This window comes from Colwellia sp. 6_MG-2023 (assembly GCF_030547765.1).
In the GTDB taxonomy this organism is placed as follows: domain Bacteria; phylum Pseudomonadota; class Gammaproteobacteria; order Enterobacterales; family Alteromonadaceae; genus Colwellia.
Genome location: NZ_JAUOPP010000023.1, coordinates 32,820 through 54,826, shown reverse-complemented (window position 1 = coordinate 54,826; position 22,007 = coordinate 32,820). Strand labels below are relative to the sequence as shown.

Here is a 22,007-nt window from a genome sequence, read left to right as displayed (position 1 = left end):
TTCTTCCTAGTATGCACAGTCTAAGTGGAACTTATGCGTTTCTTAATAGAAACTAACATTTTATCCTGCTCATCTGTCAGAGCTAGGTTAGTTAATAATTCTGGTCTTCTGGTCCATGTTCTCAATAGAGACTGTTCTTGGCGCCATAAGCGTATGTGTTCATGATTACCACTTAACAAAACTTTTGGTACTGACATTTCATCCCCCGAAGCGGTAGTCAGTACTTCTGGCCTAGTATAATGAGGACAATCTAATAAACCGTTAGAGAAGGAGTCCTGCTCTGCTGATTCTTTATGTCCCAATACACCAGGCACTAATCGTGCTACAGCATCAATTACATTCATCGCAGGCAGTTCCCCACCACTTAAAATGTAATCGCCAACCGACCATTCTTCGTCAATATCTGACGCTAATAATCGCTCGTCTATGCCTTCATAACGACCTGCTATAAATATCAGGCAGTCATCTTGTGCTAATTCACTTACACCTGCTTGGTCCAGTTTTCGTCCCTGCGGCGACAAATAAATAACCTTCGCTTTTCTACCATTTTCTTCTGCTGCTTTACGCGCAAAATTAATAGCATCACGTAGTGGTTGTACCATCATCAACATACCTGGACCACCGCCATAAGGACGATCATCAACGGTACGATGTCGATCATGGGTAAAGTCTCTTGGGTTCCATTTATGAAACTCAATTAACCCACCACGTATCGCTCGGCCTGTCACCCCATACTCAGTGATAGCGTCAAACATTTCGGGAAAAAGGCTTATCACCCCTATCCACATTTTGCTTTTCTTCAATGAAGAATCAACACTAGTCACAAGCTAGAAACCTGGGTCCCAGTCAACACAAATTTGTTTATTTTCAATGCTTACCGATTCAACTACTTGTTCAAAAAGATAAGGGATTAACCGCTCTTTTTTACTAAAGCCATCGTTAAGGTTCGCTTTCACAACCAGTACATCATTAGCGCCAGTTTCCAACATGTCAGATACCACACCAAGATCGTAACCTTGAGTAGTAACAACAGACATGCCGATTAAGTCACGCCAGTAATAATCACCTTGCGATAATTCTGGCAATGAACTCTCATTGATTAATATCTCAGAACCGACCAATGCTTGCGCATCATCTCTGTCATCAATACCAGCAACTTTTACGACTAAGCCTTTGTTGTGCTTGCGCCAATCAGTAATATCTACTGTTCGCGTATTATTTCCTAATTTTAATGACCAAGGAAAATAGTCAAGTATGGCATCGCTTTCATCTGTGAATGAATGAATTCTCAACCAACCTTTGATACCGTAAACAGCGCCTACTTTACCTAAGGTAATTTGATCTTGTGTACTCATAACAACTCACTAATTTCTACTATTGCCTACTAAGTTTGCTATTAAGCTGCTACTTGAGCATCTTTAACTAACTTAGCCACACGATCAGATAAACCAGCACCTTGACCAACCCAATGGTTGATACGGTCTAGGTCTAAGCGTAATTTTTCAGCTTGACCTTGTGCTGTTGGGTTGAAGAAACCAACTTTCTCGATGAAACGACCATCGCGAGAGTTACGGCTATCTGCAACAACAACCTGATAGAATGGACGCTTTTTAGCGCCACCACGAGCTAAACGAATGGTAACCATATCGCCCTCTTATATTTTAGTGTTAAAACGGATTTTCCAGACACTTCCTGTCTATAGGCGACAGAAAAGCTCGCGTATTATACGCTTTTGAGGATAAAAGACAATCCTTATTTGAGTAACAAGTAAAGCTTATAACTAATAAGTGTTACCTTATTTAGTTATATCAATATAAAAAGTTATTTTTCCTCACATTTTCTTCACATTCTTTATGGTTTAATTGCGCTATCTTTTAAACACGAGAAGAATCAATCATGAAGAAAACTTGCCTATACTTAATTACCTTATGTACATCACTTACCACCTTAGCTAATACTTATATTGGCAACTATGTGTTGATAAAAACACAACTGTTTTTAACGTTTCCATCATATTCAATACAGCCAAATGATGGATGATAGGTGAGAAATAATAGGATATAAAAAAGCCGCTGTAATTGACGATACAACTACAACGGCTTTAGTATTTTATTGCTAAGCTAATCTCAGTGCTAAGCTAAGTTAGGGCTAAAGTTAAATTTTAGGCTAACTAAACTTCAACTCTTTTTTTAAACTTAGTTGCATGCACTATAGCAAGTCCAATTAAAACAATAATAGCGGTAACAGCCCCAATTGGCTTACCAAAATCACTTGATATGTTGAAACCTATTGACGCTGTCATAATATACGACAAGGTCACTGCTGTTGCGATTACTGCTGGTATACTAGCAATCCAATGGAATGTGCCACGGTCGAATAAATATTTGGTTGCAAGCCACAAAACACTGGTAGAAAGCAGCATATTTGAGAAGGCAAAATAACGCCAAATAAGCGAAAAGTCTAGCTTAGTCATAAAGTAGGCAATTGTTAAAATAGGCACAGCAAGCAATAATCTGTTACGTAAACTTTGTGGAATATTAAAAGCATCAACAACCGTTAAACGTAATGAACGGAATGCCGTATCACCAGAAGTAATAGGGAAAACAGCTACAGCAACTATTGCCATAATACCACCAAACACACCAAGGTAGCTGTTCGCTACATGATTAACAACCAAGCCTGGGCCACCTTGATCAAGTAATACTTTCAAACCTGCATAACCTTCTGGAAATGCAGCAATACCGGCTAAAGCCCATACACAACCAACTATACCTTCACATACCATTGCACCATAATAAACTGGACGAACGTGCTTTTCGTTCGTCAAACAGCGAGCAATAATTGGCGCTTGAGTAGAATGAAAGCCACTAATAGCACCGCAAGTAATGGTAATAAACAGCAATGGCCAAGTAGGTAAACCATCCGGATTTGGCTCTAAAAAGTCATGAGCATGATCAGCTTCAAAGTATGCTAAAAAGTCACCAGCTACCGGTAAGTGCGGCGCGTTAATTAATAATGCGATAGCAACACATGTTGTCATTACAATCATTAATAATCCAAAAAATGGATAAAATTTAGTAATTATTTTATCAATAGGTAATAAGGTTGCAAAAAAGTAATACGCTAAAATAGTTAATACCCAAAAAGTATTATTGGCTAAAATAGTGCCCTCAAAAAAATCTAAATTACTCAGTAAACCTGCCGGGCTCATAATAAAGACTACGCCAACAAAAAATAGTAACATGGCAGTAAATAACAGCATAAAGCCTTTAAACACCACGTTATAATATTTTCCGGCTATCTCAGGTAAACTTTTACCATCTTCTTTTATACTCATAACGCCTGAGAAAAAATCGTGTACCGCCCCACCTAATACATTACCTAAGACAATCCATACTAAGGCAACAGGACCATATAAAGCCCCGAGTATTGGACCAAAAATGGGGCCAACTCCAGCGATATTTAGAAATTGAATTAAAAAAGCACGTACCGGATGAATAGCAACATAGTCAACACCTTCACTAAAGCGTTTTTGTGGTGTATCAATGGTTGAGTCCAAGCCAGCTTGCTTTTCTACAAAAGGACTATAAAACTTGTAGCCCAATATTAGAATAGTAAGACAGATAAAAAAGATGATCATAAAGTACGTTTCTCTTTGTGTATTTGAATATAGAACTGAACGAAAAGGAACGAGGAAATAATTACCGTTCATTTTCAATTTGGAATTAAGCGGCGGACTCTAACAAAAGCAAACTAGCTAAACAATAAGACCTTTAGCTAAGGTTTTGTTTAATAATAAACCACTTCATAATAATAGTTGGCTAATACAGAAGTAACGGCTATTAGCCCTATTAGGTAAGGCCCCACCTACTAATGGCTTTGATAACAGTTATTTAAATTATTAGTAGCTCTATTTTACTAATAACTGCGACTTTAAATCGATAGTCGTTTGAAATAGCCTAGCATCATTAATCTTTTCCATCATGGCCGGATCAGGTAAACAATCTTCATCAACATAATCCGCAAAGTCGCTATCAGGATCAAATACGAGAATATCTAAGGCTAACCTATCCATACCATATAGACCACGATGTATCATATCGGCAGAAAAAACTAATAAATCGCCAGCAGCTAGTTTAATTTTTTTACCTAATGAAAGTTCATCGCTACTGACTTTCCCTTGCTCTTCTTGTCGAACATTAAACTCTTCATCATTATCCCATCGTCTATGCGTTTCAGGAACAAGCTCAATACCTAATTCATCAAACAAAGGCACTCTAAGGTGTACTACTTGGGTATTGTTAATAGCTATTTTCTGTCCTTCAATATCATGATCATACTGACAATCTCTATGCCAGAAGTCTTTTTGTGCGGGATTGACCGGATTGAAAAACAATTGAGTATTCATAAATGCAGGACTAATAGGAATCAACGATTCCACAACTGCCATAACTTTAGGTGAGCTAATAAAATTAAACAGTAATATCCTATCGTCAAATGATAAATATTGACTACCGGTAATTAACGAAGAGTTAAACGCCTCTTCTTGATAGAATGTTTCGTTGTCTTTTTTCCACAATTCATGAAACGTTAAAATGGTTTCTCTTAGTTGCGAAATTTCAATATCACTAAAGTAATTTCGAATAACAAAATAACCTTTATCGTTATATTGATCTTTTAATTGGCTTTGATTAACAAGCATTAATATCTATTACCTTGCTTAACTACAAAAAAAATCCCCGTCAGCAATAACGAGGATTTCTCATCTTAATTTATGAAAGCTAACTTATGAGAGTTAACCTATAAAAATTAACTTATAAAATATTTACTTAAAAGATCCTGGCCATTCAGCAGCGATATAAGTAAATACTGTCCAAGCCGCTACATTTTGACGCATATGTTCAGGATTCACTTTATCAAAAGTATCATCAGGCGTGTGATGCAAATCAAAATAATCAGTGCCGTCTTGCATTAGTTTTAATGCAGGTACACCGAGCTTAGACAATGGAATCATATCTGGGCCACCAGTGGTATCGCCGCTACGACGACTAACACCTAAAGTACCCATTAAACTAGCCATAGTATCAATTACATGTAATGCGTTATCAGAAACATTACTAGACGACTGAAGTCCATAGATAGGGCCGGCACCAAAATCAGATTCAGAACCAATCACATGCTTAGCAATAGTGCCATCTTCTTGTCTCGCTTTAGCGTAAGCACGCGCACCAATTAATCCAAGCTCTTCTGCCCCCCAAAGGATTACACGAATAGTACGACGAGGACGCTCCTTGGTATTATTTTTTATCAAAGCAGCTGTCGCCATAGCAATAGCAACTCCCGCCCCGTCATCAACAGCACCAGTACCTAGGTCCCAGCTATCTAGATGACCACCAATGACTACAACTTCATCAGGAAATTCTCGCCCCGTAATTTCACCGATAACATTTTTAGTCACAATAGGACCAAGATCCTGAGTTTGAACGTTCAAACGAATTTTAGGGGTGTGACCATAATTCATTAAACGTATTAATTGATCAGCATCCGGGTTTGATAAAGCAATAGCCGGTACTGCGGTGTAACCCATAGCTACGTTAGTAGAGCCGGTATGAGGATTACGATGGTCATCGGTACCGATAGAGCGAATTAATAAAGCTTCAGCACCTTTTTGGGCTGCAAGTTCATGACCTTTAGAGCGAGCAATAACCGCTGGACCGTAACCAGCTCCGTCTTTAAACTTCTCCATACGTTTGCTGATAAAAGCTATTTTACCTTTTAAACTACCATCGGTTGCTTTTTCAAGATCAGCATAACTTTTAAAATGTACAATCTCAGCTTCTAATCCACCTTTAGGTGTTGATTTTGAACGGCCAAGTGTTGTTATAACCATTTTTTGATAAGAAGGTAGTAAAATTTCCGCCGTTTCAGTGCCACGAAGCCAGCCATTCATTTTCACATCTTCGGTATAAACTTTATCAAACCCTAAAGTTTTTAGTTTATTAACACCCCATTCAATCCCTGCTTTTTCACCTGGAGTTCCAGGATGGCGCGCCCCTACTTCAGTGGTAAGTGACTTTAATATTTCATAAGCACTATCATCTTTTATGGCTTTATCACGAAGATTAGCAGTGGTATCTTTAATCTCTTGTGATACGGGGATAATACTTTCATTACCAAAAGCAGATGTGGTAAATGTGATAGCAGCAACAGCTGCTAATGTAATCAGTTTCATAGAAATCCAGTTTCAAGCTATATTTTAAAGATATAGGTTATAATATTTCAGCCTTTAGTCCAATAGCTCATTAATAAAAATTGAGCTTTCTATCACATCATTTTATTCACTGCTTAATATTCACAGTAAGATCATAATAGATAAAAATATAAATTAAGGTAATAATGAGCGCTTGTACAATTTACCTTCTTCATCAAGCAGAAATAAGAGTTTTATATGAATATGACTAAAAACATCATTACTAGCCTTTGTTTAATATTAACGTTAACCGCTTGTTGCGGCCCTGATCCAGCAATAAAAAAAATAAATGAAGTGATCAAAAAAGTAGATAAATCAGACGCAAGCTGGAAAACTAATTTAAACAAACCTCCTTTACTTACCTTTACCCCTGAAAAAGATTATTTTTGGGAACTTGAAACAAACCAGGGTAACCTCACCATTAAATTATTTCCAGATACTGCACCTATGCATGTTTCGAGTACGATTTACTTAACTAAACTTGGTTTTTATGATGATCTGATTTTTCACCGTGTCATTCCTGGTTTTATGGCGCAAGGTGGTGATCCGCTGGGTAATGGAACGGGTAACCCTGGCTATAAATATGAAGGTGAGTTTACTAATGAGAGAAGTCATAGCGAACCAGGTATTTTAAGTATGGCTAACTCTGGTCCAGGTACTGATGGCAGTCAATTTTTTATTACTTTTATACCTACCCCTTTTCTAGATGATAAACATACTATTTTTGGTAAAGTAGTCAAAGGATTAGATGATAGTTTAGCTAAAATACAAACATTAGGTAGTAGAAGAGGCAGAACAAAAGAAGAAATTAAGATTATTAAGGCATCAATCCGTGTTGCCAAAGCAAATAAAGAAATTTAACCTCATAAATTAACGTTATAGTTTTAATGTTATCAAACGATGAATAAATCATACGTTTAACAATCATACGTTTAACAATCATACGTTTAACAATCATACAGGAGTATCCACTAAAACAAGTTTTCAAAGGAAGCCGTTAATGGTCAATATGTTAAAAAGATATGGTTGGTTGAGTTTTATTGTCATACTTGCCATATGGTTACCAACCAACGCCATAGCTCATGGTGTTGATGATGATACTCGACGGTTTTTGGAGCAAAACTCTGGCGTACAAATCATTCCATTTTTGTATATTGGTGCTAAGCATATGATAACAGGATACGACCATTTATTATTCTTAGTCGGTGTGCTGTTTTTTTTGTATAAAAGTCGTGATATTTTATTGTATGTCAGTATGTTTACATTAGGGCATAGCTTAACCTTATTATTTGGTGTGCTCAGTGATATTCAAATTAACGCTTATTTAATCGATGCTATTATTGGTTTTTCTGTTGTGTATAAGGGCTTTGATAATTTAGGTGGTTTTAATCACTTCTTTGGTAAGTCTCCCAATACCAAACTAGCGGTATTGATCTTCGGTCTTTTTCACGGCTTTGGATTAGCAACTAAGTTACAAGAGCTTCAATTAGCAAATAATGGATTAGTCACTAATTTGATTGCCTTTAATGTTGGAGTTGAACTGGGGCAATTTACTGCATTAGCCATTATTATATTAATCATTAACTTTTGGCGTAAACACAACAGTTTTTCACAATTTGCAACTATCACAAATAGTTTATTAATGAGCACAGGATTTATGTTGATAGGCTTTCAATTAACCGGCTATTTTATTAGCTAATACCAATTAGATTATCGCATTTACTAATTGCATCAATTTAATGATTAAAGAGATAAAACAATGTCTAAAACGACACCTGAAAATATTTCGTTAGGGAAAAGTGCCCTATTTATGTACTCAATATACAGTTTAGTGTTCGCTGTAGTCATACTAGTTTTCGTGATTTTACCTGCAGAATATAATATTGACCCTACAGGTATAGGAAAAAAACTCGGGCTAACTGTTTTTAATGAAGAAAATACAGAAATATCGACTTCACTTTCATCACCAGAGACAGCTAAAAAGTTAGAAGACTCTACCGAAACTACTACAGTAATAGTACCTGCCGGGCGAGGTGTAGAATACAAATTTACAATGGAACAATATCAAAAGCTTACTTATGAATGGACTACGGATGGCACCTCATTATATTTTGATTTACATGGTGAGCCTACAGGCGATACTAGCGGTTATTTTGAAAGCTATGCGATTGCAACGGCCCATAATATGAAAGGAAGTTTTACCACTCCTTTTGCGGGATCACATGGCTGGTATTGGAAAAACACCACAAATTCTCCTATAACTGTTAAGTTAACAGTAAAAGGTGAATATACGAAGCATGGTCTTAAATAGTTAACATAAATTACGTTCAAAAATAAAATTAACAACGTATTAAAAAATATAGAGGTGCTTCTTGACTAGCATTACACCAGAATTAAACGAATCTATGCAACGTGATGCTGCAACATTGCTCTACGGCAATGCAGTTGCAGGTATAACCATCAGCGCTATCACCTCTAGTTTTTTGGCATTTGCTTTTAAGAACCCTGAAACTTCGTCATTTCAGTTAGTCTGGTGGTGCGGCATGAGTTTTCTGCTTACCGTTAGAATGATAGATGTAATCTGGTGGAAAACTAAATTACATCACACTAAATTCGACGGCCAGAAAGCCGTTAATCGCTTTATTTTAGGTGTGAACCCTACGGCTATAATGTGGTCGATATATTTAGTTTATATGACGATAAATAATGATGGCATTGAACTAACCACCTCTATTATTGCTGTTGGTTCAATGGCTGGTGGCTCTGCGACGGTTCTATCGGGTCATAAAAAAACAGCATTATTTTATTCCTTTATATTACTCGCGCCTGGCTCTTTAGGGTTGATAGTATCCGATATTTTTGCTCTAAAAATACTTGGTATTCTTGGTTTTTCCTTTTGTATCGTTATGATACTCATCTCAAAAAAATCTGCTGATTTTACACTTAATACTATAATGTTAAAAAATGAAAACTTGGCATTAATTCAAGAGATGGAAGAAAAAGTTAAACAACGAACACAAAAAATTTACGAACTTTCTAATCTTGACCCTCTGACCGGACTATACAATCGAGCCGCTTTTTTAAGTCATTTAAAAGCTATTATTGAGCAATCTTCTAAAAAGTCAGCTGAACACCCCCAAAAAAATATTGCTCTATTATTTATTGATTTAGATAACTTTAAAAATATCAATGATTCCATTGGTCATAAAGCAGGTGACCAAATTTTAAGAGAAACTTCCGGACGCCTAAAACAAGAAAACCTTAATAACGCTCTTGTTTGCCGCTGGGGTGGAGATGAGTTTCTTATTGCCCTCCCTAATACAGGAGAGGAAAGTGCCATTAAGCAGTCATTACAGTTAATAAAAGAGCTTTCAGCACCCCACTGTATTGATAATAGTATTTTAACTGTTGGAGCAACTATAGGTATCGCACTATATCCGGATCATGCCACAACGGAAGATAGTCTTATTCAATCAGCCGATATGGCGATGTACTTTCAAAAGAAAAAAGCTCGTTCAACTGTCGGTGTATTTTCAGAACAAATGGAAAAACTTTATTCACACGAACTTTATTTAAAAAATGAACTTACTAAGGCTATTGATAATCAACAACTACGCTTGGTTTTTCAACCTTTAGTTTTATCTAGTAATCATCATGTTTTTGCCTTTGAAGCGCTTTTACGCTGGCAAGTAAAAGGCGAGAATATCACGCCGGATGAATTTATTCCTATTGCAGAGCAATATGGTTTAATACATGAAATAGGTGCATGGGTACTTCAACACGCTTGTATGGAAGCGAGTCGATGGGAGAGAAAACTACAACTAGCTATTTCAGTTAATGTTTCAGTCATTCAGTTTAAAGATGATAACTTTATAAATATTGTTGAAAATGCTCTTTCAACGAGTAAGTTGCCAGCAGAATTGTTGCATATAGAAATTACCGAATCCGTTTTTTCGGCAGATACCAACTCTATTTTGAATCAAATAAAACGTCTTCAAGCGCTCGGAATTAAAGTCTCGATTGATGACTTTGGCACAGGATATTCTTCGCTTTCTGTTATGCAAGATTTAGCGGTAAACACAGTTAAAATTGATCGATCATTTGTAAACAACTTGAATGGTAATGGCCATGCTATCATTTCAGCAGTAATGGATATCGCTTCCTCATTAAATTTCTTAGTTGTTGCTGAAGGTGTTGAAACCGAAGAACAAGCACAAGAACTAACTAAATTAGGTGTCCACTTTCTTCAAGGTTTCTACTTTTCTAAACCCATTGAAACTGTAGATATTCCCGATTTTTTAAATAGTAAGATGAAAGGATTAACCCCTCTACCTTTACCGTAACTTTTACTAACTTTACCTTTTTTAGCTTGTGTGAATAGATATTACTTACTCACATCATAAAACATGGCCTAATCAGTAACTTTTATTATTTTAGGGAAGTAAATATCAAATCGAGTGCCAGCACCAATTTCACTTGTACATAATACTCTTCCTTGCAATTTATCAGTCACAAGGTTATGCAGTATATGAAGTCCTAAACCTGTACCACCTTCACCTCTTTTGGTAGTAAAAAAAGGGTCAAAAATATGAATTTTATCTATTTCAGAAATACCACAGCCATCATCCTCAAAAGAAAAATGTATTTCATTGTCAGAAGACTCTTTAACAGAAATAGATATTATTCCGGCCTCTTTATCTTGGAAAGCATGATTAATTGCATTAGTGACAAGATTAGTAAATATTTGACTAAATACCCCACCATAAATACTAGCTTGTATGTCATTATCACAACATAGTTTAAACTTAATATTAGCGCTTTGGGTAACAGGAACTAAACTCACTAATATCTGTTCAATGTATGGCTTTAATTTAATATTTTGCAATTCATCTACGAACTGATCTACAGATACCTCTTTAAAGCTTTTCACTAACTTCGCTGTTCGTGAAAGATTATTCATCACCAACGTATTACTCTTTTCCATTTCCGCAATAAAATGATCAAATTTACTCTTAGTTAACTCTTGATCTTCATAAGATTTCCTGAGCATACTCAAGGTATCCCCTAAATACGAATTAGCGGTAATACTTATGCCAATTGGGGTATTAATTTCATGGGCCATACCGGCAACCATAATGGTTAACGATTCAATTCGTTCAGATTGTATAAGTGCATTACGTTGCTTTTCTTCTTCTAAATTAGTCTTTGTTATTAATAGTAATTGATAATCTTGAGCAACACTATTTGAAAGAATTAACCCAATTAAAGGCACAATAAAAGCTTTGGTAATCAAAATACTAATAACAATAAAGAAAAGTACCCTTACGGTTTTACTCACTAAAGGTTCAAATCTCATTCCACTGTATTCAAACTCATTAATTCCTTGATAAAGAAAATGTGTAAGTGCTTTTTTATCAAACACCGCTGCATCGAATTCTTGCACTTTCTGAAGAAGATTATCCGCAACAGCAAGATCGTCATGACACACTTGCAGGATATTTTTAGTCCCTATCAACTTCATTATCAATATTTCAAAAGAGCCAATAAGTTCTATACATTTAATAGGTTGCTCTCTCACCAACATTATATCTTGTCGCACATCATTGGTAGATACCGAGTCAACTTCAAATGATTTTACAGTTTTCACTAACTGGGTAATATATTTTTGATGAAAGTAGTTTAACTCATGCATTTTTCCGCCTATTTGAATTTCGTACGCACCAATAATACTTATTAAACTTGAAATGATAATAAGAAAATTTACGATATTCAGTTTCATAGATACAGAAAAACGCTGAGTTTTCTCTGTACCATTGGACTTTAATTTATTTTTCGTCCAGATAGTATTTTTAAAAATCATGTAATGCCATTCAAGGTTATCTGCTCACTAGATTAAAAGTCATTTTAAAAATAACCTTGGTGGGAGTATTTATCAGATATAATTAATATTGTAGGCTAGTGAATATACGAAGTAATGACTTTATCAATACTAGCTTTTTAAAAGCATAGTTGTCTTTTAACAATTTTCCAGTATTTATATATCATTGAAATAAAAATTTATTTTTGAATAAAAAATATAACTAACCTATTAGCTAATAATGAGCTTAGTACTTTTATTGATTTTTACAAAAAATACGACCATGATATGAAAAATCACCTCGGTAATCTTGAGTTACTTTTCACTTGAATAATTATTTAATATTGTGCTTAATATTATTCCGCCTCTTGTTTACTTAATTTTTCCTTATTAATTAGTAGAGTTATTTTATCAATCATCAAGATCAAGCAAGTAGCCAAGACATCCCCTTTGATAGTCCATCCTTAACAAGCTCACTTGCCAATACAAAGCTCAAATTCGCTACATTCAATTTATTTAATTACCTTGAACCACCGAATGCCGCTTATGAGTTCGAACGTATTTTTAGTGCTGAACAATGGCAAAAAAAACAACGTTGGATTAGTGAATATTTAGACGAATATCGACCGGATATTATTGGCTTTCAAGAAGTATTTAGCCCTAATTCATTAAAGGAGCTAGTGGCGAGTCAAGGGTATCAATATTTTGCCGTGGTTGATCAACCTCAAGTAATTGATGATTTTATTTATCAGCGTCCTGTTGTCGCTATTGCCTCTCGTTACCCTATTATTGAAGTATTTTCGGTAGAGCCTAACATTGAGTTTGCCCAAAAATTAGGCTTAACCGATCAGTTTTCTTTTAGTCGTAGAGTATTACGAGCAACAATTGAGATTCCTCATTTAGGCAATTGTGATTGTTATGTTGTGCATTTTAAGTCTAAACGTTCAATGATTGAACTGAATGAGCACAATAATAACTTCTCACCTGAGCAGACCATTATTGAAAGTCTAAAAGCACAAATAGCCGGTAGCTGGGGCTCAACAGTGCAACGTGGCAGTGAAGCAACATTATTAATGATGGATATGATACAGCGCCGTGAAGAAACGAATCAACCAATGGTATTAATGGGTGATTTTAATAATACCTTAGCCGATGGGGTGTTAAGCCATATACTCACCAACACTTTACGGTTTGTCTCAACCATTGATCGTGATGCCTATCTGGCTAAGTATTGCTTACATGATGCTTGGGATTTATATCAAGCTATGCTTGCCAATGAAGGAAAAACTGTTAACAAAGCTGAAGAAACGCGCCCCCCAACACATTATTTTGGCGCAAGTAGCTCTGTACTTGATTACATTTTATTATCTTGTGAATTTGATGCTAATTATCACGACAGTCTTTATGCAGTTAGTGCACATGAAACTTACGATCGCCATTTAATTAATCCCATTTTTGAACGTGATGGCGAAAGTATCGATCATGGCGTGGTCTTAGTATCGCTTACATTAAGATCATAATGGTTAATTATTGCTAATTAATCCTCACAACTAGTCATATTTATTGTTATATAGTGACTAAATAGTAAGAAGCTAAGGCACAAATGTTGATATAATCTCAATAACTAGCGACTAGTGCTATTTTATATCAACACTGATAAATATCATTACTGTATTCTGATAGCTATCAAATATTCTATTTTATCTTCGACATAACTCAACGAGACTGCAATGCCCTACTTACTTTTAATACTGACCACTTTATTTTGGGCAGGAAATTTTGTTATAGGACGAGCAATGCACTCAGTATTGCCACCTATTGTTATGGCGGAGCTTCGTTGGACATTAGCATTGGTGATTCTATTGCCTTTTTTAATACCAAGGCTTATTAAGCAGAAAGCTGTAATATTAACTCATTGGAAAATGCTGACGGTATTTTCAATATTTAGCGTTGCTTGTTTCAATACCTTTATTTATATCGGTCTTACTAGTACAAATGCCTCTAATGCCACAATACTACAATCAGCTATCCCAATATTTATACTAATATTATCTTCAGTATGGTTAAAAGAACGTGTTTCTCTTCAGCAGTGGATCGGAGTTACTATTTCGTTAATTGGCGTTTTAATGCTGATAACTCAAGGTCAAGTATCTAACCTACTTTCATTGTCATTTAATGTTGGTGATTTATATGTATTAACCGGTGTACTGTGCTGGGCTATTTATTCATTATTATTACGCTGGCGCCCTGCTGAACTTGATGGTTTCACCTTTTTTGGGGTAACAGTGCTTATTGGTTCACTCATATTACTGCCTTTTTCTGCGGTAGAATTTTACTTTGCTGAGCATATTGTATGGGGAAGCAAAAGCACATACGCGGTGCTCTACATGGCGATTTTCCCTTCTATCCTTGCTTATATTTTTTGGAACAAAGGCGTTGCCGATATAGGCGCAGTAAAAGCAGGGCTATTTATTCATTTAATGCCGTTATTTGGATTGTTACTCTCTTCAATTTTTCTGAACGAGAAAATTCATAGCTTTCATATTGTCGGTATTCTTTTTATCTTTTCAGGTATTTATTTAGCAATAAAAGCCAAGTTAACTCAGTGATACTGCTTTCCCCCTTTTTAATAACGATGACCGGTATTTACTTTTATGGGAATAACTGCACGACTAGAATAACTGCACGACTAGAATAACTGCACGATTAATAGCGCATTGCATCTTTTTCTTTAAAAGAAGCAATCAAATCATTCAGCGCTTTTTCACGTTCAGACTTTGACTCATTAGGCACTAATCGACAAAACTTTACCGCCTCTATTGCACGGTCATCGCCATAAAGCGTTAATACTTGCTCTAAAAAGTCTTTATTTAATGAAAAAGTAGTGCTTAAGTAATCCAACATAGTAATAAAGCTTGTAAAAGTCAGGCCATCAAATACAAAATTCTCATCCACTACTGTATTTTCAATAGGAACACCATCAATAGATAATTCCCAACCACTAAAATTAACACGCTCTCGAGCAATCAAGAACATTTTCCAACCACTCTTTTTAAAGCCATCGAAGGCACTGCCAGTTAGCTCAGACTCTTGCAGCTCTTTTTCGGTCCAATTAGCCCCTATCGCTAACGCTTTAGCACTTTGTTTTACTATTTTATCTTTAATAAGCTTTTCAAGTATTACAAGTGCACTTGATTCGTTATGGCATCGGTAAGATTTACATTCATCACAAATTGGCATATTGACTGCTTGACGTGTTTTTAATGTAGTCACAATCGTTTGGTGAGACCCTTCACCACAAAACCAACAAGTAAAACGACAATCAAAGGGGATATCAAGATTTAGTACATGCATACAATATTGCTCATTTTAGATTACCGCAAAGGCATTACTCGTTAGTTAGCTGCTATTTATTATATAGCGTCGTAAATATAAAACACTATCGGTTTATCGATTAAATCCAGGACAACAAACGACTTATTAAAAAATCACCTTAAAACTTAAGATATTTATTCTATTGCCGATACATAATTAACATCAACTTAGCATTAAAAAATCATGATTAACAATGTATTAAATAGCCAATCTAGCTTAGTAACATCTGTTGCCCAACCAATCAATGATATAGCTCACACTCTCACCGATGAGCTTAAAAATATTGCACCAGAAATAGCTCAAGAGCTGCTAAGTCAATTTGACCAAGAAAAAGTTGAAACATTACTCAAAAAAGAATTTGCCTCTATCCTTACGTTAACGAGTCAACCGGTCACTGTTAACTATGATATTTCCCCTGAAGAATTAGCTGTACGTACCGTATTAACCAGCCAACAAGAAGGGTTGAATAAGAACGAGAATAGCGACGAATTAATGAAACGTTTGAATGAGTCGGTAGAAAATATTCACGGCGCTTATGCAAATACCAGTGATATCTTATCGAGTTTAGGACAGCTAGGCCACGAGCAAAAATCATTTTTAGCATCAAGTGAACAGCGCGTTGAACGCATGTTAGACCCGTTAATGGAAAGCAGCTATCGCGAAATAAATGAGGGTGACGACAGCAATCGTTTTGAACTGTCAGTAAAAACTAAAGAAGGCGATATTGTTAATATAATCTTTAACTCTGCTCAAGGTTATGACGAAGCAACAGGTGAAGCGGTTGATAGTTTTGGTATTAGCTATGAAGTAAACGGTGATTTGTCAGAAGCTGAGCATCAAGCACTCAATCAAATATTGTCAGAAGTTGGCGAAATGGCTGATGAATTTTTTAAAGTCAGTGCAAACTCTTTTGGGCAAAGTTCATACACTAAATATGTACCGCCAGGCCAAGCTGAATTTAACCTAGATTTTTTAGCTAATTTCAATAATGAGCAATTATCTGGCTTTGACATTGCTTTTTCGACTACTGAAAACCAACCTATTGCCGCTTTAGAAAATAGTTTTGAGCTAAGTTATAATTTTGATGAAAAACACAATACACAAGCGCTTTCGTTTAAGTCAAACGCTGGCGTTACCGAAATAGATTTTTCATTAGATATGTCTATTTTTGGTGGTAAAGACGTAGACCAAATGCAGCAATACTTAAGCACATTAGACCAAAACCTTGAAGATAGCCGTTTTAATAGTAATGACAGCAAAGAAAACTCTGCATTTGGTAAGCAAAATGATGCACGTATGCAGCAAGGTTTTGCTGTATTTAAAGACGCTTTTACCAGCATGTCATCAGCTGCCGAGCGCTATAGTAATATCGAGTCAGTCGCCGCTCGCGAATTCACTAATGGCAGAGAAATGGTCGCCGATTTAGTTGATAACATGGTGACTAATGATCCTCGTTATAAAGGCCTTGGTGAAGAAACTAATAACACATTAGGCACGGGGATTTCTAAACTAGCCGATTTTGACGCTAAATTTTCATTTACGTCGGAGCCAGAAGGACTTCGACCTATACATCCTAAAAGTACTGTCGAATTAAGTCAGGTAACCGAGCACTATAAATCAGGTGAACTAAACGGCACAACGCAAAGTAAAACAGTTAACGCTCACTTTGATTATCAAGGTACCCGTCCAGATAATTATGATAAAACTGAAAGTTACAACATTAATACTGCTGTTAAAAAGCAAGAATTAGTCGGTCTTGATCAAGAACACCAAGTAGATATTGATAAAGAAACATACGAATTCAATCCAAAAACAAATCAGTATGAATTAGAAACGGCACTGGTTGAAAGAATAACAAACGATAGCAGTATTCGCCAAATTAACGATATTTGGCTAGAGAAGAATGAAACTAGTCATGATAAAAAGGAAACTGAGCGTGTTGATTACACCGGAAAGCCTGAAGATTATGAAAGAACAAGTCATCACTCTCATGACAAATTAGTTACGTTGATTGGTGACTTAGACAAGCTAGCAAACAATAAACAGGTTAAACGTAACTACATGATTGACTTAAATAACGTAAACTTTTTTATGGATAATAAACCAGCAACTTAATTGCTCTTAATAAATGATATCTCCCACCCTGATATAAGTTAACGATAAGCCAGTTTTGAAATCAATGCTTAATTGCTTATATTGACTACAAAACTCACTTATTATTCATAATACTCGCTTAGCTAGCTTGCAATTCCGACATAATAAATTGCTTAAATGCTTCTACAGGTTGCGCTCCTGCTGCCGCAACTTTACGGTTAAGCACTACAGTTGGTACTGATGATATACCCAAACGTTGCCATTCAATTTCTTTTTCTTGAACTTCTTTAATTGCATTTTTATTTTCAAGTCTAACACTTGCTTCATTCGCATCTAAACCGACGGCTGAAACTTCTTTGATAAGGACTTCACGGTCTGAAATGTTTTTCTGTTCAGTAAAACAAGCGGCGAATAATCGTAACTTTAATTCGGTTTGAAGATTGTAATCTTTGGCAAACTCCAACATAACATGTGCATCACGTGTATTCACTATCCTCATTTCTTCAAAAAAGTTAAATTGAAAGCCAACCTCATTGCCGCGCTCAGCCATCTCAACTCTAAACTTAGCGCTACTTTCTGGCGTAGAGCCATACTTTCTTGCTGAATGTTCTCTTAAATGTTCGCCTTCTGGTGGCATATCAGGGTTTAATTCAAATGGCTGCCATTCAATTTCAACTTGATCTTGAACACCTAATTCAGCAATTGCTTGCGCTAAGTTTTTATAACCAATAATACACCAAGGACAAACAACATCCGAAATAATATCTATTTTTAGCTTGTCTACCATATATAATTCCTATTAACCTTAAACTCAATTTTTATTAACTGAGTGAGTCTTATTTAATTTCTATAAATGAATTAACACTATTTATTGCACACCTATACCAACAAGAATACTATCAATACTATATTCAAGCTCTGATTTATCAATGCCAGATCGCGCCATCGAAGCAGTCCCCTTTAATATAGTGTATAGACTTAACGCATTGGCTTGAGCATTATTATTTAGCCCTAATTTAATAGCCTCAGCATCACTATTAAACAGTTCGGTATAAACTTGAATTGGCATAGCATCGGCTTCTTTAAGTAACTGCTCTGCTTGTTCAGGAATATCACCGCTTACAAGCTCTGACTGACATAATGCCAAATAACAACCTTTTGCATCACTTGTATCACATTGCATAGCTACAATAGACATCATATGATTTTTTAAACGTTGTTTTAGTGTCACTTTTTCTTCAAAAAGCAGGCTAATAAGTGGCTTCATTTTAGTATCAATATAGCACTGGGTCGCTTTAACAAATAACGCTTCTTTATTACCAAAAGCACTGTACATACTCGGCTTATTAATTCCCATACGCTTAGTTAAATCAGTAAGAGAAGCACCAACATAGCCCTTTTGCCAAAAAACATCCATGGCAGCATTTAAAGCTGTATTTTCATCAAATAATTTTTTTCTACCGCTAGACACAATGACTCCGAATTAAACAACCAAGTATAAAACCAATTGTACTTAACGGTACATTTTAAGTCAAACTTTACCGAAAGGTACAATTAATTAACTAAAGTATTTCTTTAAATTTATAACCAACACCATAAACTGCAGAGATCGGGTTTACCCCCTCTTCTATCTCGTTTATCTTTTTACGTATATTTTTTATATGGGTATCAATATTACGATCTGACATATCTAACGCCTGATTATATATAGCGTTAATAATATCTTCACGAGTAAACACACGACCAACCTGACTGATAAAAAGCAGAAATATTTTAAACTCAACCGCAGTAAAACCTATATCCTTCCCCTTAAGAAGCGCAACATAATCTTCTTTATGTACCTCAAAACCCGATTGATAAATAATATTCATTTTAGTTTGCTGAGTTCTTCTTAACACAGCCTGTATTCTTGCAATCACCTCTTTTGGGCTAAAAGGCTTACAGATATAATCATCAGCACCAAGGTTTAAACCCAATAAGCGATCGATCTCTTCGCTTTTAGCTGTGACCATAATAATAGGGACATTCGAGAACAACCTGACTTCTTTACACAGTGTAATACCGTCTACATCTGGCAACATTAAATCTAACAGAATTAAATCAACATGATTATTTTTTACAAAATTAACCACGTCCTGCCCACTATTAAAATGTTCAGTGCAGTAACCTTGTTGTTTGCAGTAAGCGATTAGCACTTCAGCAATGTGCTCTTCATCTTCAACAATCAGTATTTTATGTGTTGTCATTATATTAACCTACAATAGGAAAGGTAACTTTTACCGCCAAGCCACCTAATGGTGAATCTTGTATAGCAATATCTCCACCATGTGCCTCTGCTATTTGTTTACATAGTGATAAACCAAGTCCTGAGCCGCCATAATCTCTATTTCTTGATTTTTCTACACGGTAGAAACGTTCAAAAAGTTTGGTATGCTCCTCAGGCAACACACCTGGCGCAGAGTCATGAACAATTATCACTAACTCATGCTCAAATTTATTAATTTCTATATTTATTTGTCCACCAGCATGAGTATATCGGCAGGTATTTTCTAATAAGTTTGCAAATAGCTGGTGCAACCTATCTTTATCACCACTAACTAGGCATGAATCTGTATGTTGTAAAGCTTGACTATTAAGCGATAAGTTGTGCTCTTCAAATCTAGGTGTATAACTTTCAATTAATTGTTGAAGCATTTCGCATACGTCAATATCTACCGCATTATAAGTTAAGTTAGCTGTATCACTGTTAGTTAATTGGGCAAGATCATCAACAATATGACTTAAATTATCAACCTGATTAATGAGTAAACTAATGCGCTTTTCATCAGCAATAAAAACACCTTCTTGCACAGCTAATAAGTGCGAGCGTAGAACAGTAAGCGGTGTTCTTAATTCATGAGACGTATCAGACACCCACTGAAACCGCATTTGTTGATTATGTTCAAGCGTACCCGCCAATTCATTAAAGTTCTTAGATAAGGTCCCTAATTCATCCTGAGTAAGCGGTTTAATTCTACTGGAAAAGTTTCCTTTATTAAGCTCACTCGTACCGACAACAATTTGTTTGATTGGCTTAATTAAATGTCGAGATAACACAATTGCCATAATAAAAGCCAGGAGAATAACAAATAAGGTGATCAATAAATAATTATGAAGTTGTGCCGATAAAAAAGCTTCAGCTGGACTATTTTCAACTAAATTTGAAGGCACTAAACCGATCCAGCCGATCACGGTATTATTTAATAAAACAGCTTCGATATAAGGGTTTTCATTTATATCAGCCCTACCAACAACAACTTGTTTATTTTCATCATACAAACTGATGCGTTTACCTGTTTGTAATAAATCAGCGGGAAGGTTTACCCATAACATCGATGGTGACTTTTTTTGCGTGGCTGCTTGTTTATTTATTACTTTTCTATTATTAATGCTCTGTGTATTATGGGCAAAGCTAGTATTGTCTTTTGAATATACTTCTGACGTATTTGGATTCTTTTCAGGTGCAACAATAGAACGCCATAGTTGTGTATTGTCACTAATAGGATCCCAAGAGCCAAATTCAGAGTAGAGACTTACAAGTTGTTGCTTAACCTCGTTAAGATGCTTATGTTCTTCTTTTTCAACAAAGTGATTAAACTCTACTGAGAAATTCATATAGATAAACGCAAACATTAAGCCAACTAAGGTTATATTAGTGATGAAAAAAGCTAAAAAGAATTTATGGATTAACTTCATAGGCTCTCTGGTATTTAAGATCATGGCTTTATACTTTGTAGCAGTATTGCATATTGACTATATGCCTACAATTGAGGTTTTCACATAATAGATAGACTTACTCAAATTATTGTTAAGTAAACCTATCTATATATTAAAGAGCTAAAAAGTCATATGAGCAGTAGCGCCAGCACTGAGTAATTTGTACTGAGGCTTAACAAAACTCGTATGAACTGCTCCTAAGCTTTTATGAAATGAAACCGAGAGTTCAGTTACCTTTGAATAACTATGTCTTGCTTGAAAAATAATTTCTCTGGTGTGATCATCATTTTTATCCACAACGGTTCCTAAATAAGCAGTTTCAATACTTATCGGTTTTCCATTTACCGTTAAAAGCATTTTTTGTTTAAGCGCATCAACAATGAAAGCTTCCTGTTGGCTAGCATTTAAATTATCAGGCATTACGGCATCAATATCGCCCAATAACCAAGCCTGATCACTTTGTAAAGCAGCACTAAAATGTTCAAGATCGGTATACATTTTCACTTCTATTTGCCCGTCTCTTAAAATAACTTGCGCAGTTGTCTCATTTAAAATATGAGCACTTAAAGGTATGCTAAGCGTTATAAAATAACCAATACAAGCGAACATTAAAGCACGCAAGGTTTTTGTACATTTCAATTTTCTAACTAACGTCATTCTAGTTACCTCGGTTAT

At 35.6% G+C, this 22,007-nt stretch carries 20 protein-coding genes; 7 read left to right on the top strand and 13 right to left on the bottom strand.

The genetic code is table 11. The features are described from left to right. Positions 1-20 precede the first annotated feature (20 nt). The 6 genes from trmD to Q4503_RS14430 all read right to left on the bottom strand — a co-directional run bounded on the left by trmD (position 21) and on the right by Q4503_RS14430 (position 6,232). On the bottom strand, positions 21-788 hold the full coding sequence (gene trmD, locus Q4503_RS14455) for a tRNA (guanosine(37)-N1)-methyltransferase TrmD (protein ID WP_215974452.1): 768 nt from the start codon (positions 786-788) through the stop codon (positions 21-23). A gap of 39 nt (positions 789-827) precedes the next feature. Then, positions 828-1,355 (bottom strand): ribosome maturation factor RimM, encoded by a 528-nt coding sequence (rimM, locus tag Q4503_RS14450; RefSeq protein ID WP_215974343.1) that lies wholly within the window; start codon positions 1,353-1,355, stop codon positions 828-830. Positions 1,356-1,396: 41 nt separating this feature from the next. Next, complete coding sequence (gene rpsP, locus Q4503_RS14445) at positions 1,397-1,645, bottom strand: 30S ribosomal protein S16 (protein WP_076420269.1); 249 nt, start codon at positions 1,643-1,645, stop codon at positions 1,397-1,399. A 525-nt stretch (positions 1,646-2,170) separates the two neighbouring features. After that, a complete protein-coding gene (locus Q4503_RS14440) occupies positions 2,171-3,640 on the bottom strand; it encodes a carbon starvation protein A (protein WP_215974347.1) in 1,470 nt (489 codons plus the stop codon). Between the two features lie 270 nt (positions 3,641-3,910). Further along, positions 3,911-4,702, bottom strand: coding sequence for a phytanoyl-CoA dioxygenase family protein (locus Q4503_RS14435; RefSeq protein ID WP_303602696.1), 792 nt, complete (start codon positions 4,700-4,702; stop codon positions 3,911-3,913). Positions 4,703-4,825: 123 nt separating this feature from the next. Continuing rightward, positions 4,826-6,232: a M20/M25/M40 family metallo-hydrolase gene (locus tag Q4503_RS14430; RefSeq protein WP_303602695.1), complete on the bottom strand. Its 1,407-nt coding sequence runs from the start codon at positions 6,230-6,232 to the stop codon at positions 4,826-4,828. A 216-nt stretch (positions 6,233-6,448) separates the two neighbouring features. Between Q4503_RS14430 and Q4503_RS14425 the strand changes: the two genes are divergently transcribed. The 4 genes from Q4503_RS14425 (at position 6,449) to Q4503_RS14410 (ending at position 10,593) form a co-directional block, all read left to right on the top strand. Further along, on the top strand, positions 6,449-7,111 hold the full coding sequence (locus Q4503_RS14425; RefSeq protein WP_303602694.1) for a peptidylprolyl isomerase: 663 nt from the start codon (positions 6,449-6,451) through the stop codon (positions 7,109-7,111). A gap of 139 nt (positions 7,112-7,250) precedes the next feature. Continuing rightward, positions 7,251-7,949, top strand: a complete 699-nt coding sequence (locus tag Q4503_RS14420) for a HupE/UreJ family protein (protein ID WP_303602693.1) — start codon at positions 7,251-7,253, stop codon at positions 7,947-7,949. Between the two features lie 60 nt (positions 7,950-8,009). Further along, complete coding sequence (locus Q4503_RS14415) at positions 8,010-8,561, top strand: hypothetical protein (protein WP_303602692.1); 552 nt, start codon at positions 8,010-8,012, stop codon at positions 8,559-8,561. A gap of 61 nt (positions 8,562-8,622) precedes the next feature. Then, positions 8,623-10,593, top strand: a complete 1,971-nt coding sequence (locus tag Q4503_RS14410) for a bifunctional diguanylate cyclase/phosphodiesterase (RefSeq protein ID WP_303602691.1) — start codon at positions 8,623-8,625, stop codon at positions 10,591-10,593. Between the two features lie 68 nt (positions 10,594-10,661). On the opposite strand, the gene Q4503_RS14405 is transcribed toward Q4503_RS14410, so the two are convergent. Then, positions 10,662-11,942 (bottom strand): sensor histidine kinase, encoded by a 1,281-nt coding sequence (locus Q4503_RS14405; RefSeq protein WP_303602690.1) that lies wholly within the window; start codon positions 11,940-11,942, stop codon positions 10,662-10,664. A 608-nt stretch (positions 11,943-12,550) separates the two neighbouring features. On the opposite strand from Q4503_RS14405, the gene Q4503_RS14400 reads away from it, so the two are divergent. Together Q4503_RS14400 and Q4503_RS14395 are read left to right on the top strand one after the other, a co-directional pair. Next, positions 12,551-13,627 carry an endonuclease/exonuclease/phosphatase family protein gene (locus Q4503_RS14400; protein ID WP_303602712.1) on the top strand — a complete coding sequence of 359 codons (1,077 nt, stop codon included), beginning with the start codon at positions 12,551-12,553 and terminating at the stop codon, positions 13,625-13,627. 210 nt (positions 13,628-13,837) lie between these two features. Continuing rightward, entirely contained in the window at positions 13,838-14,716 is an 879-nt protein-coding gene (locus Q4503_RS14395) for a DMT family transporter (protein ID WP_303602689.1), read from the top strand. Between the two features lie 97 nt (positions 14,717-14,813). Here Q4503_RS14395 and Q4503_RS14390 read toward each other — a convergent pair whose 3' ends face one another. Then, a complete protein-coding gene (locus Q4503_RS14390; RefSeq protein WP_303602688.1) occupies positions 14,814-15,461 on the bottom strand; it encodes a hypothetical protein in 648 nt (215 codons plus the stop codon). 204 nt (positions 15,462-15,665) lie between these two features. Here Q4503_RS14390 and Q4503_RS14385 point away from each other — a divergent pair, with 204 nt between their 5' ends. Then, the gene (locus tag Q4503_RS14385; protein WP_303602687.1) at positions 15,666-17,597 is read left to right on the top strand and encodes a hypothetical protein; all 1,932 of its coding nucleotides are present in this window, start codon (positions 15,666-15,668) and stop codon (positions 17,595-17,597) included. 118 nt (positions 17,598-17,715) lie between these two features. Here the strand turns inward: Q4503_RS14385 and Q4503_RS14380 are convergent, their stop codons facing one another. From Q4503_RS14380 to Q4503_RS14360, 5 genes are all read right to left on the bottom strand, one after another. Then, on the bottom strand, positions 17,716-18,363 hold the full coding sequence (locus tag Q4503_RS14380) for a DsbA family oxidoreductase (RefSeq protein WP_215974356.1): 648 nt from the start codon (positions 18,361-18,363) through the stop codon (positions 17,716-17,718). An 81-nt stretch (positions 18,364-18,444) separates the two neighbouring features. After that, positions 18,445-19,047: a TetR/AcrR family transcriptional regulator gene (locus Q4503_RS14375; RefSeq protein ID WP_215974357.1), complete on the bottom strand. Its 603-nt coding sequence runs from the start codon at positions 19,045-19,047 to the stop codon at positions 18,445-18,447. A 91-nt stretch (positions 19,048-19,138) separates the two neighbouring features. Further along, entirely contained in the window at positions 19,139-19,822 is a 684-nt protein-coding gene (locus Q4503_RS14370) for a response regulator (RefSeq protein ID WP_215974358.1), read from the bottom strand. A gap of 4 nt (positions 19,823-19,826) precedes the next feature. After that, positions 19,827-21,335: an ATP-binding protein gene (locus Q4503_RS14365; RefSeq protein WP_303602686.1), complete on the bottom strand. Its 1,509-nt coding sequence runs from the start codon at positions 21,333-21,335 to the stop codon at positions 19,827-19,829. A gap of 117 nt (positions 21,336-21,452) precedes the next feature. Then, positions 21,453-21,989, bottom strand: coding sequence for a hypothetical protein (locus tag Q4503_RS14360; protein WP_303602685.1), 537 nt, complete (start codon positions 21,987-21,989; stop codon positions 21,453-21,455). Positions 21,990-22,007 lie beyond the last annotated feature (18 nt).